9 protein-coding genes and 2 tRNA genes are annotated in these 15510 nt (G+C 38.3%); 8 read left to right on the top strand and 3 right to left on the bottom strand.

The features are described 5' to 3' along the window. Positions 1-153: 153 nt before the first annotated feature. Both ACP6PK_RS02180 and ACP6PK_RS02175 read right to left on the bottom strand, forming a co-directional pair. Positions 154-225, bottom strand: a tRNA-Ile gene (locus tag ACP6PK_RS02180). Between the two features lie 5 nt (positions 226-230). Beyond that, positions 231-305: transfer RNA gene (locus ACP6PK_RS02175), tRNA-Cys, on the bottom strand. Between the two features lie 767 nt (positions 306-1072). Here ACP6PK_RS02175 and ACP6PK_RS02170 point away from each other — a divergent pair. Further along, positions 1073-2611, top strand: a complete 1539-nt coding sequence (locus tag ACP6PK_RS02170; RefSeq protein ID WP_094672013.1) for an AbgT family transporter — start codon at positions 1073-1075, stop codon at positions 2609-2611. Positions 2612-3015: 404 nt separating this feature from the next. Here ACP6PK_RS02170 and ACP6PK_RS02165 read toward each other — a convergent pair whose 3' ends face one another. After that, positions 3016-3672: a HEAT repeat domain-containing protein gene (locus ACP6PK_RS02165; RefSeq protein ID WP_094672014.1), complete on the bottom strand. Its 657-nt coding sequence runs from the start codon at positions 3670-3672 to the stop codon at positions 3016-3018. Positions 3673-3782: 110 nt separating this feature from the next. On the opposite strand from ACP6PK_RS02165, the gene ACP6PK_RS02160 reads away from it, so the two are divergent. The 7 genes from ACP6PK_RS02160 (at position 3783) to ACP6PK_RS02130 (ending at position 15434) form a co-directional block, all read left to right on the top strand. After that, positions 3783-4037 (top strand): acetyltransferase, encoded by a 255-nt coding sequence (locus tag ACP6PK_RS02160; protein ID WP_426557366.1) that lies wholly within the window; start codon positions 3783-3785, stop codon positions 4035-4037. A 463-nt stretch (positions 4038-4500) separates the two neighbouring features. Beyond that, positions 4501-5079: a phycobilisome protein gene (locus tag ACP6PK_RS02155; protein WP_426557364.1), complete on the top strand. Its 579-nt coding sequence runs from the start codon at positions 4501-4503 to the stop codon at positions 5077-5079. Positions 5080-5381: 302 nt separating this feature from the next. Continuing rightward, on the top strand, positions 5382-6320 hold the full coding sequence (locus ACP6PK_RS02150; protein ID WP_426557362.1) for an Rpn family recombination-promoting nuclease/putative transposase: 939 nt from the start codon (positions 5382-5384) through the stop codon (positions 6318-6320). A gap of 209 nt (positions 6321-6529) precedes the next feature. After that, the gene (locus ACP6PK_RS02145; protein ID WP_426557360.1) at positions 6530-9757 is read left to right on the top strand and encodes a tetratricopeptide repeat protein; all 3228 of its coding nucleotides are present in this window, start codon (positions 6530-6532) and stop codon (positions 9755-9757) included. Between the two features lie 247 nt (positions 9758-10004). Continuing rightward, the gene (locus tag ACP6PK_RS02140) at positions 10005-13571 is read left to right on the top strand and encodes a tetratricopeptide repeat protein (RefSeq protein WP_426557358.1); all 3567 of its coding nucleotides are present in this window, start codon (positions 10005-10007) and stop codon (positions 13569-13571) included. Between the two features lie 58 nt (positions 13572-13629). Further along, complete coding sequence (locus ACP6PK_RS02135; protein ID WP_426557356.1) at positions 13630-14280, top strand: class I SAM-dependent methyltransferase; 651 nt, start codon at positions 13630-13632, stop codon at positions 14278-14280. Positions 14281-14297: 17 nt separating this feature from the next. Further along, positions 14298-15434, top strand: coding sequence for a sulfotransferase family protein (locus ACP6PK_RS02130; protein ID WP_426557354.1), 1137 nt, complete (start codon positions 14298-14300; stop codon positions 15432-15434). Positions 15435-15510: the final 76 nt, after the last annotated feature.

Below are 15510 nucleotides of genomic sequence, written 5' to 3'. Positions count from 1 at the left end.
AATAGACCAAGTTATGAGCTTGGCGCTTTACCATTAAGCTACACTGCCTTATTTGAACACCGAGATGTTATCGTTACAGTATCTCCACTCATAGCAATTTTCATTTTGAGCCAGTACAGCAACTAATCCGCTTTAGTAAACAGTTAGTTGCTATAGCAGTGACAGGGATCGAACCTGAATAGACCAAGTTATGAGCTTGGCGCTTTACCATTAAGCTACACTGCCTTATTTGGAGTCTGGGAGGGGAATCAAACCCCTGATGATCGGTTTTGCAGACCAACGCCTTAGCACTTGGCTACCCAGACGAATCAGAAGCTCTGACGGGAGTTGCACCCGCTTCCCTCTGACTGAGAATCAGAGTGACTTATCTAGTCGTCCACAGAGCTATAAATAAGTATGTAGTATCTATTTGGTTTTCAAGGTACGAATGGCTCAAGAAACCAGGCTTTAAGGCTGTTTTCCTTTGCTCTATATTTTTATGTTACATAAATAATACAAAACTGTCAAGGGGTTATAAGAAAAAAATTTTTCCTTGTTTAATCTAGATTTTAGGCCATTATTTTTCACTTAGTTACACTATAATATGTAGTACATATTTTATACTACATTAGTAATATATAAATTCCTGAATGGGACAAAAATATTTTTCTTGGAGGCGATCGCCAACCAGAAGATACTAATTAGGATGACACGGCTCAAATATTGCAATAGTAGGGGCGGGTTCTAGTTGAAATTAACGAGTTTAATCACTAAATGAAATAAACCCGCCCCAAAGCCGTAATACCAATTCCCATGCATTAATGCTATACTTGGGTACGACTTCATTTATTAATTAATAATTACATATCAAATCTTTTTTTTGCTAGTTGTAGCTCATTTAATATTAATTATTGTTATTTTTACTTCTCCTGTACGGACGCCCTTATGCAACGTCCCTACCCACTCCCCTGCTCTACAAAATGTAGAAATGTTTTTGAGAAATGGTATAACTCCTACCTACTGACTTCTGACTCCTTCTTCATAGTATGATGATGGGAAATTGTATTTTTGATGTAAAAAGGAAAAAGTCAAGATGACAGAAACACCGCCCCCAGAAAAGTCTAAAAAACTAGATATAGTTAATAAAGGGCTGATTTTTATTGAAAAAGCAGGCAATAAACTGCCAGATCCTATTACATTATTTTTCTATCTATCTGTAGCAGTTATTGTAATTAGCGCGATCGCCAATTTAATAAATCTCTCTGCAGTCAACCCCACAAGTAAAGAAACTATTGAAGCAGTTTCTCTGTTAACTCCTGACGGTATCCGCAAAATAGTTACGAAGACTGTAAGCAACTTTGTTAATTTTCCTCCCCTGGGTACTGTACTTGTAGCGATGTTAGGAGTAGGAGTTGCAGAGTCTACAGGTTTAATTTCTGCTTTACTGCGCCAAGTAGTGCTAGTTGCTCCAGCAAAATTTATTACTCCCGTTATCGTTTTTTGTGGAGTCATGTCAAATATTGCTTCCGATGCTGGGTATGTAGTTTTAACTCCTCTTGCTGCCTTAATATTTTTAGCATATAAACGTCATCCAATTGCTGGTTTAGCTGCTGGTTTTGCTGGAGTTTCTGGCGGTTATAGTGCTAATTTATTAGTGAGTTCTATCGATCCTTTACTAGCAGGAATTACGGAAAGTTCAGCTCAATTAATTAATCCTGAATATACAGTTAATCCAACAGTAAATTATTATTTCATGGTAGTTTCTACATTTGTAATTACTTTAGTTGGTTGGTATATTACAGATAAAATTGTAGAACCTCGACTGGGTGAATATAATGGTCAAATTAATTCAGAAGAAATGGAATATTTGACTACTGCTGAACAAAAAGGTTTACGTTGGGCAGGATATTCTTTATTAGCTTTTGTGGCGTTTTTATTAATATTAGTCTTGCCACCAGAAGGAATTTTACGCGACCCAGAAACTTTGACGATTATTCCTTCTCCTTTTTTCAACGGAATTGTACCAATAATAATGTTAGGATTCATAATTCCAGGTATTGCTTACGGCAAAGGAGCAGGTACAATCCAGAGTGATAAAGATATTGCTAAAGGTATGAGTGAAGCTATGAGTATCATGGGTTATTATATTGCCTTGTCTTTTTTTGCTGCTCAATTTGTTGCTTATTTTAATTGGACTAACTTAGGAATTATCTTAGCTATTAATGGTGCAAATTTTCTCAAAGCGACTGGTTTTACTGGCTTGCCTTTGCTAATAAGTTTTATTATTGTTAGTGGTTTAATTAATCTATTTTTTGCCTCCGCATCCTCTAAATGGACTATGATAGCTCCTATATTTGTACCTATGTTAATGTTAGTTGGTTATAGTCCAGAGTTCACACAAATGGCTTATCGAATTGGAGATTCTACAACTAATATTATTACGCCTTTGATGGGTTATTTCCCAATTATTGTTGCCTTTGCTCAGAGATACGATAAAAATGCAGGTATGGGAACTTTAATTGCGACAATGTTACCTTATTCTTTAGCCTTCTTATTATCTTGGTCAGCTTTATTTATATTTTGGTTTATTTTCGGAATTCCTATCGGACCAGGAGCAACAATTAGACTTTAATATTTGCTAATTTAATAATGCTAATTTTGTCTTTTGGTTATTGGGCTGGTTGATCTGATTAAATATTAGACCTCTCCGGAAAAGAGGGAGTAGGGAATAGGGAATAGGAAGAAATAATTGATTATTTCTACTCTATAATTGATTTTATTTTTGATTATCGGAGATGTCTATTGTAGCTAGAATAATTTAACGTGGAACCCGCTCTTACTTACTGACACAGCTAATGGGTGTGCATTAGGGCGGGTTTATATAAATGCTAGGGTAAGCATGAAAATTTCTGCTAAAACCCGCCCCTACTATTGCTACATTTTTAGCGTGTTAAGTCACTACATTAATATTAATGCACACTTAAAAAGAAGAGGTAATTATTAATTGTTAATTATTAATTATTAATTATTAATTATTCAAAGCGAACTCTCCAATGTAGCAGCTACTACTCTATGATTTTCATCTTTGCTAAGATAATTCAAAGCTGCTTTTGCTTGAGGATCGTCGAATTTTCTCAACCCTTGAGCAGCTCGCAACCGAATATTCCAAGATTCGGCACTGACAAAAGCTAACAGTTGTTGCAAAGCTTCGGTTTCTTTCTTTGTCCCCGCTAACGCACCTAAAGCACTAATGGCAACTTCCTGCACCGTTATATCTTCGCCAGCGATCGCGCAAATACACACTTCATATAGAGCTTCGGGAAATGGCATATCTATTAGAGGTGCAAGAATACTCCGACGTACTAACCAGTTGTCATCTTGGCGGAATTTTTCTACCAAAAGAGGAATTGCCTCTTCACCAAATTTAGATAGGGAGTTTGCTGCTTCTGCTCGTACATTATAGTCTGTGTCATTTTTCATCATTTCTCGCAATATCTTAAAACCGTCAGGAGTGCGTTTATTCCCTAACCCCATTGCTACAAATGAACGGACTAGAAATTCTGGGTCACGCTGTCTAGTTTTGAGGAGGGGAACTACTATTTCACTTTCGTAGTTCCTTAACTCGGTCAGCGCTTTTAGTCTCTCTTGAGAATCAGAGCTATTTAAGTATACCTGAATTTGGTTAATTTCCATATTAAAATCTGCTTAATTTTATTTACGTTTCTTTACAAATACTAGCAACTAATCCCTAAATCTGGGATGATTAATTTTGGAAAAATACAAAGAGCGATCAGAAAGTCATTATGTCTGAAACTTTAGAGGCAAATACTGAAACAGCAAAAACCCAAGAACAAGAAATAGAAGAAGTAATTAAAGGATTAGAACAATATCGGGAACGCATTGTTAATGAGACTCTAGAACACGCCAAGAAAGTAAAAATGCCCAAGGCCAAGGTGATGGCCAAGTTAGAACAACATCCAGAATTGTCCAAAATTGATGGATATCTCAATCAGTTGCGTCCTACCACGGAAAATCAAACCCAACAACCTACAACTTAATTGTGGAGTAGGGAGTGGCGGAGTTGGTGAGTGGAGGAGTGAGGGAATGGGGGAGTGGGGGAGTAGTAAAAATATGGGTGGTCGTCCATAGGGCAGGGTTTTATTGAAAATTAATAATCTCAACACTTGATGAAATGAACCCGCCCCCTTCTACCATTCCCTCCCCAACGATTTAATTAGGGCTTGCTGAATAAATATATAAAGTATTGACAGATAAAGGTAAAAGCATTTTTAGGTCTTGAAAAAGTGCAAGGTTTTCGGTCTAGGGAGCTTAAAAAATTAGGATTTTAGGTTGCATAAGGCAGAAAAATCAAGGGATAATTCTTCCTCCTACCTCCTCGCTCCCATACCCATTTCTCCCATACCCATTTCTCCTGACTCCTGACTCCTACTCCTACCACTTATACTTTTTCAGCAAACCCTAATTATTAATTATTTACCTAAAACCTATTAATTTTTGATTATGACTACACAATTAACCGAAACAGCTAAACAATTAATTCCTAAAGCAAGAATAGTTAGCTTTAAAACCTGGTCAGAAGTTCTACCAACAGAAATAATTCAACTATTTCAAACTGCTGATGATGAAAGTCGTTATCTCACAGAGAGAGATTTAGAACTACTAAAAACATCTTCAGCAGTACCAATTTTTGCTATAGAAGCTGCTAGTTTTCTCGGAGAATATGCAGCAGAAATTGTTGATGAAGCTAGAGAAAAAGTATTAGCAACTTATCCTAATATTACCGCAGAAGGAGGAGAATTATATCCACCAACCCGAGCCGAAGCTTGTTGGCGAGATTTCTGGCATTTTTTACGTTGTATTACTTATGGCATTGCTGGGAATAATACAGAATTTACCAGCAAAGAAGGGCTTTATTATATGAATTTACTTTATCAAGAATTGCTTGTGCCACTATCAGCAATGGTGTGTGGTTTAGAAGGTATTAAAACTGCTAGTTTGAAAAGATTTGCCTCGGAAAAACAAACAGAATTAGCTCCTTATTTTGACCATTTAGTTGCTAAGTTAAAAGAATTTTCTTAGATCGGTTTGGTTTTTTAAATCTTATTTTTCCTTTGGTTGGGAGACTAAATACCTATGTTTTTTTTTCATAAATAATTTAGGATTGCTGTAATTTACAACAAATTATACCAGCTTAGGAAAAATATAATACTAACAGGAATTACGCAGAACCACCAAATATGGTAGTGGCAATTCGTGAAAATATGGTAGTAGCAATTTCCTACGGAATGCTCCGCAAACGCGAATTGCCACTACAGATGGTGTATAATTTCATTTTCTCATAAGTCATGACTAATTTATCTGCTCCCTACTCCCTATAATTTATGAAATTTATTAGTCCTAAAACCGACTTTGCTTTTAAAAAAATATTTGGTTCTATTCATAGTCAAAATATTCTCATCAGCTTTCTCAATGCCATAGTCTATGACAATCAAAACATCATTCAATCTCTAACAATAATTAACCCTTATAATCCAGGATTTACTAACACTATAAAAGAGACTTATTTTGATGTTAAAGCATTTTTAGATAATGGTTCTACCGTCATTATTGAAATGCAAGTATTGAATGTAGAAGAATTTGAAAAACGAGTAATATATAACTTAGCCAAAGCTTATGGAAATCAATTAGATTCAGGGCAAGGTTATATGATGTTGCAACCTTTTATCGCTTTAACAATCGCTGACTTTGTTTTATTTGAAAAGACAGAAAAAATGATTACTAAGTTTGGATTGAAAGAAGAGACAGAATTGTTTAATTACCAAGATGAATTAACATTAATGTTTGTCGAATTACCCAAATTTAAAAAAGAATTATCAGCCTTAGAAACTCTAAGTGATAAATGGATATATTTTCTTAGCTCGGCTCCAAATTTAGAAGTAATACCAGAATCATTGGAATCAGTATCAGAAATAGAAGCAGCGTTAAATATAGCGAATAAAGCGAACTTAAGTAATGAAGAATTAGAAGAATTAGAGCAAGAGGAAAAGTCAATTAGAGATAAGAAAGGACAAATTAGTCTAGCGAGGATGGAAGGCCGAGAAATTGGATTGGAAGAAGGCAAAGAAATTGGACGGGAACAAGGAATAGGGATATTAGTTAAACGTCAAATTAGTCGCAAGTTTGGAGAAATAGCCCCAGAACTTCAGAATCAAATAGAACAATTATCTCTGGAAAAATTAGATATTTTAGGTGATGAAATTTTTGATTTAGCTACAATAGTAGATTTGGAAAACTGGTTAGCTAATCAAAAATCAAGGTAACATTTATAATACAGACATCTTGCCAGTCACAAATGAAATATGCTCTAATGTTTTGCTGTAAACTGAAAAAAATCTTCAAAACTGCCAAGGATTTTAATCTTTTGCTAATAGAATTCTTAAGCCTCTTTCTCAGGGGGGTTTATGGGTATAAGTTAACCAATAACTGTTAACTGAAAAAGCTGATAACTGATAACTGATAACTGAAAAAAATGACTGCTTTTGCTACAGGAAATCAACTTTTACGAGAGGGGAAATTAGAGGAGGCGATCGCTTCTTATCAAAAGGCCATTGAGTCAAATCCTCAGTTTGCCTGGTCTTACCAAAATTTAGGGGAGACTTTGGAGAAGGTGGGGCGCATAGATGAGGCTATAACTGCTTTTCGTCAGGCAGTGGCCATAAGTCCTGAATCCCCCTGGTCTCTCTACAAGTTGGGGGTAATGTTGGGTCAGCAAGGCCAGTTTCAGGAGGCGGTAGATTATTTACGTCGAGCGATCGCTCTAAAACAACATGTGCCTGAATTTTATCTGGGTTTGGGAAGTGGGTTGGTGAAGTTGGGGCAATGGTCCGAGGCAGTGGACTGTATTAATCAAGTTGTAGGGATGTTGAATGGAAAGGTAGGGACGTCCCACGGAGAAAAAGTAGGGACGTTCCATGGAACGTCCCTACGGGGGGAAGCTTATTTTTATTTGGCAGAAGCTAAGTCTGGGCAACAGCAATGGTCTGAAGCAGTAGAATTTTATCGCCAAAGTTGGGAAATTAATCCGGGTAAGGTTAACTGTTGTATTGGTTGGACAAAAGCTTTGGGTAAGTTGGGGCGATGGAGTGAGGCGGTAGAGTTATATCATCAGGCGGTGGTTTTGTCTGGGGAGTCTGGTGAGGTTTTGTTTGGTTTGGGTGAGGCTTTGCAGCAGTTAGGAAGATGGGATGAGGCTGTTGTTGAGTATCAGAAGGCGATTAATTTGGGTTTTGCTGGAGCCGAGGTGAGGCATCATTTGGGGTATGCTTTGGGTAAGTTGGGCAGGTGGGGAGAGGCAGTTGTTGAGTATCGGTTGGTGGTGGAGATTAATCCTAAGTCTGCTGTTGTTAGGCATCGGTTGGGGTATGCTTTGATGCAGTTGGAGCGTTGGCGGGAGGCTGAGATTGAGTTGCGGAAGGCAGTGGAGTTGTATCCTGGGTCTGCTGAGGTTTGGCAGCATTTGGGGGATGTTTTACGGGAGTTGGGAAATGGGGATGAGGCAGAATCAGCTTATAGGCAAAGTTTAGAGTTAAAGTCGGGAAAAAGTGGGGAAGGTTTGACGGGGACTAAGCTTAATGATTTTTATGGTAGGTTAACTGGGAAGGTTTCGTGTCTGAGGGATGAAAAGAGACTGGGAACGAGGTTTTTTGTAGTGACGCCTTGTCTAAATGCTGTGGCAACTATTGATGAGACTATTAAGAGTGTTATTAGTCAGTCTGGTGATTTCTCGATTCAGTATCATGTACAGGATGGTGGTTCAACAGATGGTACTGTTGAGCGGTTACGATATTGGGAGGGTGTATTATCAGCAGGGAGTTCTGATTTGCAATGTGGGGGTGTGGAGTTTTCTTGGGTGAGTGAACCAGACCAGGGGATGTATGATGCAGTAATGAAGGGGTTTGATAATTTTGAGATTGCCCCTAGAGAGTTGATGACTTGGATTAATGCTGATGACGTTTTGATGCCAGGGGCGTTGTCTGCTATTTGTCGTATTGTTGGGGAACATCCAGAGGTTGAGTGGATAGGGGGACCTCAGTATGTGTTTGAAACGGATGTACGGCACAAGGTTTTACAGCGGGGTACTCCTACTCCGACGGGGGTTATTCGAGAGGGTTTGTGTGATGGTAAACATTGGGAAATGTTGCAGCAGGAGGGAACGTTTTTTAGTAAGGCGTTGTGGTTGAAGTCGAAGCATGGGTTGAAAGGGTTTGAGTTGGCAGGTGATTGGAATTTCTGGCGAGAGATGGCGCATCATGGGGTTTATTATCAGTATGAGAGTCCTTTGGGTGCTTTTCGGAAGCGTGTTGGGCAGTTGTCTGTGGAGGGTATAGGGGATTATCGGGCAGAGATTGAGAGGGTTGTGCCTTTGGAGGTGAGAAAGGGTAGGTTTGAGGAACTTTATCGGGATCGGGAGTGGGGTGCGAATTTGATTAAGTCTGATAGTTTGTCTGGGAGAACGGTGGTTGAGGTTAAGTCGGTGAGGGAAGTTTATGAGAAGGTGAAAGGTGTTAAGGAGAGTAAGAACGTTTCGGACGTTATTAATGTTCACGTTAATGATACCTGGAAAAATTATAAACCCAATCTCGTAGCAAAAGAAAGCCTGGAGTCACAGTTACCTACCCAAAACATCCAAAAAACTAATAATGTTATCGCCTTTGATGAAGATTGGCAGTATCCTGCTATCACTGAAAAATATGCTTTTGAAATGGCAAAAAAGTATTTAGGTGCTTACGAATACAATGATAGTATTGTTTATTTTGGGTTTCCTTGGGCTACATTAATTGACCATTTAGTACACAACAAAAAGGACCGAACTAAAGCTAAATCATTACTAGAACAGTTAAGAAGTTTTAAAGAGTCTCTACAAAAGTATGAAAAAATTGTTACTTCTTGCCAGCACATACGAATGTTAACATTTCAAAATCTCTTTTTTGAAATGGGAATCACAGATATTTTTTGGTCTCATACAGTTAAAAATCAAAATAAGCTGCCTTCATATCCTAATATTTCATTACATCCTTTTCCACTTTATCCTGTTCAAGCAGTTGATTCAGAACCTCTTAAAACTCCAAAAAAATACCTTTACTCTTATGTCGGATCTCGTTATCTAGATTTTTATTTGACTGATTCCAGACAAAAAATTGTTGACTATCTATCCAATGATCCGCGTGGTTTAATTATTTTACGAGATCAATGGCACTACAATAAAATTGTCTACGATTACCAAATTTATAAAAAAGCTCCAACATCAGATAGCCTTGTCGATAACTCTAAATCAGTAGAATTTCAGCAGATTATGAAACAGAGTGTCTTTACCCTTTGCCCGTCGGGAACTGGCTCCAACTCTATTCGACTTTGGGAGTCGATAAGTCTAGGTAGTATTCCGGTTATTTTAGCTGATACATATTTACCACCAGGCAATTTAGCTTTATGGAATGAAGCGACGATTAGTTGTCCTGAAACGTCAGAAGACATCAAAAAATTGCCTGAGTATTTAGCAAAAATTAATCAAAACAATCAACTTCTTCAGCAAAAACTTCACGCTCTCAAGCAACTTCGGAGGATGTATGGCTTAGACTTTTTTATTTATGATATAGTCAAACTATTTATAGCCCACATAGAAAATAAAGTTTTGCTTGATAATTTATCGACCAACCATGTTACCGAATTCAATAACTTGGCAAGAGGGGGAACTTTATGACTGTATTACTGAAAACATTCAAAATTATAACTTCTGACTTGAGAAGGCAGCAGGAACTTTTTTTTAGTTGCCACTTTCCTTTATAGTTACGAATACATATATAAATTTATAAATTGTAAATTCAAAAGAAATATGGCCAATAAGTAAAGTCAATGGTCTCTCCCTTCAAGGGAAAAGGAAATTTCGGATTTCCAGCCTCCAGATTGAACCGGAGGTACTATTAACTAATAACTGATAACTGAAAAAGATGACTGCTTTTGCTACGGGGAATCGACTTGTTAAAGAAGGAAAATTAGAAGAGGCGATCGCTTCTTATCAAATGTCCATAGAGGCAAACCCCCAGTTTGCTTACTCTTACCAAAATTTGGCCGACGTCCTGGAGCAGGTGGGACGGATAGAGGAGGCGATCGCTGCTTTACGTCAGGTGGTGGCCATCAATCCTCAAGCTCACTGGTCTTTCTACAAGTTGGGGATAATGTTGGGGCAGCAAGGAGAGGTTCAGGAAGGGGTGGGTTATTTACGGCAAGCGATCGAGTTAAAACAGGATGTGCCTGAATTTTATCTGGGTTTGGGAAGTGGCTTGGTGAAGTTAGGCCAATGGTCTGAGGCGGAGCATTGTATTAATGAGGCAATGGGGATGTTAGATGGAGAAGTAGGGATGTTCCATGGAACGTCCCTACAGGGGAAGGCTTATTTTTATTTGGCAGAGGCTAAGTCTGGGCAGCAGCAATGGTTAGAAGCGGTGGATTTTTATCAGCGGAGTTGGGAAATTAATCCGGGTAGGGTTGATTGTTGTATTGGTTGGGCAAAAGCTTTGGGTAAGTTGGAGCGATGGGAAGAGGCGGTGGAATTGTATCGTCGGATGGTGGTTTTGTCTGGGGAGTCTGGTGAGGTTTTGTTTGGTTTGGCTCAGGCTTTGGGGCAGTTGGGTAGATGGGAGGAGGCTGTTGTTGAGTATGGGCAGGCGATTAGTTTGGGTTTTGCTGGAGCTAAGATAAGGCATCATTTGGGGTTTGCTTTGGGGAAGTTGGGCAGGTGGGAGGAGGCTGTTGTTGAGTATCGGTTGGTGGTGGAGATTAATCGGAAGTCTGCTACGGTGAGGCATCAGTTGGGGTATGGGTTGATGCAGCTAGGTAGATGGGGGGAGGCGGAGATTGAGTTGCGGAAGGCTGTGGAATTTTATCCTGGGTCTGCTGAAGTTTGGCAGCATTTGGGGGATGTTTTAAGGGAGTTGGGAAATAGGGAGGGGGCAGAGGATGCTTATGGGAGGGCATTTAAGTTGACGGCGGAGGCGGAGACAAAAAATGATTTTTCTTCAAGTAAAAAAAGAAGTTCTGAAAAAATAGAAGTAATAAACTCAAAAAATCGCGTTTTAGCTGTAGAGTCGCAACTATCTACTTATAAAAATTTTCTTAGACCAGTTAATTTTTCTGCTGAAGATTTAGGTGTAAGGCTATGGGGTGGCTACTCAAGATACGCGCTGCCGGCACTTGAAGAAATAACGCATAACCATACTGCATCAACAAGAGAACGCAGTGAGGTAGCTTGGCAGCTAGTCACATGGTATTATCTAGAAGCTAATTATGATCGATGTTTAGAGAATATTGAGCTAATTAAAATATTTCAGAAAAAGCCAGAGCAAAAGATTTTGCTTGTAGAGGTTCAATGTCTGATAAAACTTAATCGCATTTTGCTAGCAGACAAATGCTTAGACTTTGCTATCAAAAAACGAGGAGAGCGAGCGGATTTTTTGCTTCTAAAAGGAAGCACCCAACGCTTGATTTGTTTGACAGAAGGAAAAGAATCTGAAGCCTCTTCTTTGCAGCTAGATTATATTAATAAGGTATACGAAAAAGCTGGAATTGCACCACTCAAATTAAAAGATGCTAGCTTGCCACTACACATTTCTAATATTACTGCAAGTGCTAAAGCAAAAATAGCTGAACAGAAAACCAAAGTATCTGTTATTATGCCTGCCTACAATGCAGAAAAGACTATACACATTGCTCTTGAAAGTTTACTCGCGCAAACATGGAAAAATATCGAAATTATTGTCGTCGATGATTGTAGTAATGATAATACTTGTGGAATAGTAACTGAATACATAAAACAAGACGATCGGGTTAAGCTAATCACTAAAGAGATCAATGAAGGTGCATACCCAACACGAAACTGTGGATTAGAAGTTGCCACGGGTGAATTAATTATGGTGCATGATAGTGATGACTGGTCACACCCACAGAAAATTGAGTATCAGATAGATGCTATGAATTCCAAAAACTCTTGTATTGCTGTGATGTCTTATTGGTTGCGAGTCGATGAAAATATCATGGTAGTTGGAAAATGGAAACCAGGCCCTAACCTTTTTGACCTAAACTTTTCATCTCTGATGCTCAAAAGAGAGATACTAGGTAAACTTGGAGGGTGGGATAACGTAAGGGTTAGTGGTGATGCAGAGTTGAGAGCTAGATTAACTAAATTTTATGGCTCAAATGCAATTTACAATATACCAAAAGAAATAATGCTTTCTTTCGGGCTTTCAAGGGAAGATTCCCTAACCCGAGCGAAAGCTACTCATGTCAAAACAATAAACTTTGGACTAAGATGGCATTATCGAGGTGCTTATGAATATTGGCACTCTCAGCCAGAATTTAAAGTATCACCAAAACTTTCTCAGATCAACAGGCAGTTTCCTGTACTTCTAGGTAATCAGATCAAAAAATCGAAGGTTCACTCCTATGATTTGATTGTAATATCAGATTTTGTCCTACAAGGCGGAGCTTTTGTATCTACTATCAACTATATTATTGCAGCTTGCAGATTAGGAATGAAGGTGGCAGTAGTTCATTGGCGAAAATATGAACTTAGACCAAAAAAAGTTAACTTCCGTTTCTATGATATCTGCGTAAAATATCAGCTAGACATACTGACCCCTGGAGATGAGGTAGATGCAAACTTCGTGCTGTTTGGCTATCCACCCATCATTCAGCATAAGCCTGATGCTTTCCCTTACATAAACACTACAAAGTTAATTGTAGTGATTAACCAATTTGCCACACGTTTAGTTGATGGTTCTGACCCTCAGTACGACCCACATATTGTCAGGGCAAATCTCAAGAGTATGTTCGGGCAAGAAGGCTACTGGATAGCTATTTCATCATGGGTTAAACGACTAATGACTGAAGATCAACGTTATCCAAACCCTTACCCAAATCCTTGGTATCCGATGATAGATGTTGACCAATGGTGTAGACAAAAACTTCGCTGGCGTGGCCAAGAAAGAAAAATTCCAGTAGTTGGTCGTCATGGGCGGGATACCTACACTAAATGGCCAGAAAAAGTAACAGCTTTGAAGCAAGCTTATGGTGTGAATCTGCCTTGGGATGTCAGATTTTTAGGAGGTGCGACAATTCCAATTAATTTAATTGGGGAACAGCCCAAAAACTGGCAAGTAATACCTTTTGATAGCATCAGCGTGCAAGAATTTGTAGAAGATTTGGATTTTTTTGTTCACTATCCCCACGAAAACTACATAGAGGAGTTTGGTCGGGTAATTATGGAAGCTATGGCAGTTGGTATTCCTGTAATTCTGCCTCATCAGTTTAAAGAAACTTTTGGGGATGCAGCGTTATATGCAAATCCAGAAGATGTAAATTCTAGAGTGCAGCAATTGTGGTTAAATAAAAGTAAATATTTGGAGCGTGCTAAAATCGGTCGAGAATTTGTGAAACAAAACTGTGATTTAATGGGATTTGGTGATCGCCTTAATTCTTTGGAGAGCAATGAAAAAGTTGCTCAATTAGCAGTAAAGTAATAATTATTATTCTCAAACTTTTTATAGTTGTATAAATTAAGGTATTTAAGAATTACACATGGCACATTTCGATAATGTAACAAAGATGTTCGGCAGTTTGAAATATATGAAAGAGGATAGAGCCTCTTTCCTACGCGACTTTATGAAAAAACATAGAGTTGAAAATGTTCTGGAGTTAGGCTTTTTCCAGGGTAAGAGTAGTGCTTATTTTGCAGCAATAATGGAAGACCGAGGATTAGGTCATCTCACAACAATTGATACACGACATGCAGTTAAGCGCAAACCTTCAATCAATGAAGTTTTGGAAAAGCTAGGTCTTTCCCATCGTGTCGATCCTGTCTACGCACATCGCTCATATACCTGGGAACTAGGAAAAATGCTCCAGCAAATACCTCGACCACAGTTTGACCTTTGTTATTTAGATGGTGGCCATACCTGGGATGTAACTGGGTATGGTTTTGTACTTGTTGATATGTTGCTAAAGCCAGGTGGTTGGATTATCTTTGATGACCTCGAATGGACGGTATCTAAGTCCCTTCGTGGTAAGCCGATTTCCGAAAGCCCATGGAAGCGTTACTCTCAGGATGAGCAAGATGCAAAAGGTGTTCGCATGGTATGGGAAATGATTGTTCCTCATTTGGGCTATGTGAATAAATTTGAAGAACCTAGCTTTGCTTGGGGTATAGCTCAGAAACCTGATAGGAAATAATACCACTCCTAAATTGTATGGCAAATATTAAATTTGAGGTTTTAAAGATGGGAGCTAGTGACTTCAGACAAGGTAATCAGTTTTTGCGAAGCAATAAATTTGAGGAAGCAGTTACTGCTTATCGTAGAGCGATAGCTCGTAATCCAAATTTTCATTGGTCTTACCATAGGTTGGGGGAAGCATTAGAGCAGTTAGGGCGTTTGGAGGAAACTGTTGCAGCATATCGTCAGGCGGTGCAGTTAAAACCAGATTCAGTTTGGCCTTATTTTCATTTAGGACGAGTGTTGAGAATTTTGGGGCGGGGAGAAGAGGCAAGAAAAGTAGAAAGAAAGATAGTTGAGGTTCAACGGAATTCAGTAAAGATGCGATCGCTCTCAGAGCCATCTGTAGATTCTCGAATTAGATACAATGAAGCTAAAACAGAAATACGACTACCAAATTTCATAATCATTGGAGCAATGAAGGGTGGTACAACAAGTTTGTATCATTATCTTGCCTCTCATCCTGAGATAGTACCCTCTACTCCCAAAGAAACAAACTTTTTCCGAGAGACTAAACTATATAATAAAGGACTAAAGTGGTATCAGTCCTTATTTAAAAAGGGCGGTAAATATTTTTTTGAGGCTTCCCCCAATTACACAAAACGGCACTATTTTTCAGATATTCCTGCAAGAATGTACTCTATCTTACCAGAAGTTAAACTCATTTATGTACTTCGCGATCCAATACAAAGGCTCTTATCTCACTATGTGTACAACTATTTCAAGGGTAGGGAATCAGGACCATTTTCAAAAGTGATCAAAGATATTAACAGCAATTATATTCAAACAAGTAAATACTATTTTCAAATACAAGCTTTTCTAGAATATTACTCAGATCAGCAATTACTTGTAGTTGAATCAGAGCAATTATTTAAAAATCCAGCTATGGTTGTTAGTAACATTTTTAATTTTTTAGGGATACGGCTTGAATACAATCCAGCTATACTCGAGAAACGTTTTAATGATTCTCGTGATAATAAATGTAATGGCAAATTAATTGAGAAGCCCAGTTTATCTCCAACTGAAATGAGTATACTTACTGCCACAATTGCACCTGATGTTGAAAAATTACGGAACTTTACAGGTTTAAAGTTTTCAGACTGGTCACTTTAACAGAAACTGGGATACTAACAAATCTAAATATGTACAACGTCTTCAAGCTAAGTAGATAATTTGTGAAGCAAAAACT

The organism is Dapis hubbardiae BLCC-M172, from assembly GCF_050016015.1.
Classification (GTDB): Bacteria; Cyanobacteriota; Cyanobacteriia; order Cyanobacteriales; family Microcoleaceae; genus Trichodesmium.
Note: the sequence above shows the minus strand (reverse complement) of the source record. Positions and strands in the feature narration are given on the sequence as shown.

Excerpts from the sequence above, each read along its gene's own strand:
- ACP6PK_RS02170 (WP_094672013.1), top strand. The coding sequence starts at position 1,073 with ATGACAGAAACACCGCCCCCAGAAAAGTCTAAAAAACTAGATATAGTT.
- ACP6PK_RS02135 (WP_426557356.1), top strand. The coding sequence starts at position 13,630 with ATGGCACATTTCGATAATGTAACAAAGATGTTCGGCAGTTTGAAATAT.
- ACP6PK_RS02150 (WP_426557362.1), top strand. The coding sequence starts at position 5,382 with ATGAAATTTATTAGTCCTAAAACCGACTTTGCTTTTAAAAAAATATTT.
- ACP6PK_RS02140 (WP_426557358.1), top strand. The coding sequence starts at position 10,005 with ATGACTGCTTTTGCTACGGGGAATCGACTTGTTAAAGAAGGAAAATTA.
- ACP6PK_RS02130 (WP_426557354.1), top strand. The coding sequence starts at position 14,298 with ATGGCAAATATTAAATTTGAGGTTTTAAAGATGGGAGCTAGTGACTTC.
- ACP6PK_RS02165 (WP_094672014.1), bottom strand. The coding sequence starts at position 3,672 with ATGGAAATTAACCAAATTCAGGTATACTTAAATAGCTCTGATTCTCAA.
- ACP6PK_RS02155 (WP_426557364.1), top strand. The coding sequence starts at position 4,501 with ATGACTACACAATTAACCGAAACAGCTAAACAATTAATTCCTAAAGCA.
- ACP6PK_RS02145 (WP_426557360.1), top strand. The coding sequence starts at position 6,530 with ATGACTGCTTTTGCTACAGGAAATCAACTTTTACGAGAGGGGAAATTA.
- ACP6PK_RS02160 (WP_426557366.1), top strand. The coding sequence starts at position 3,783 with ATGTCTGAAACTTTAGAGGCAAATACTGAAACAGCAAAAACCCAAGAA.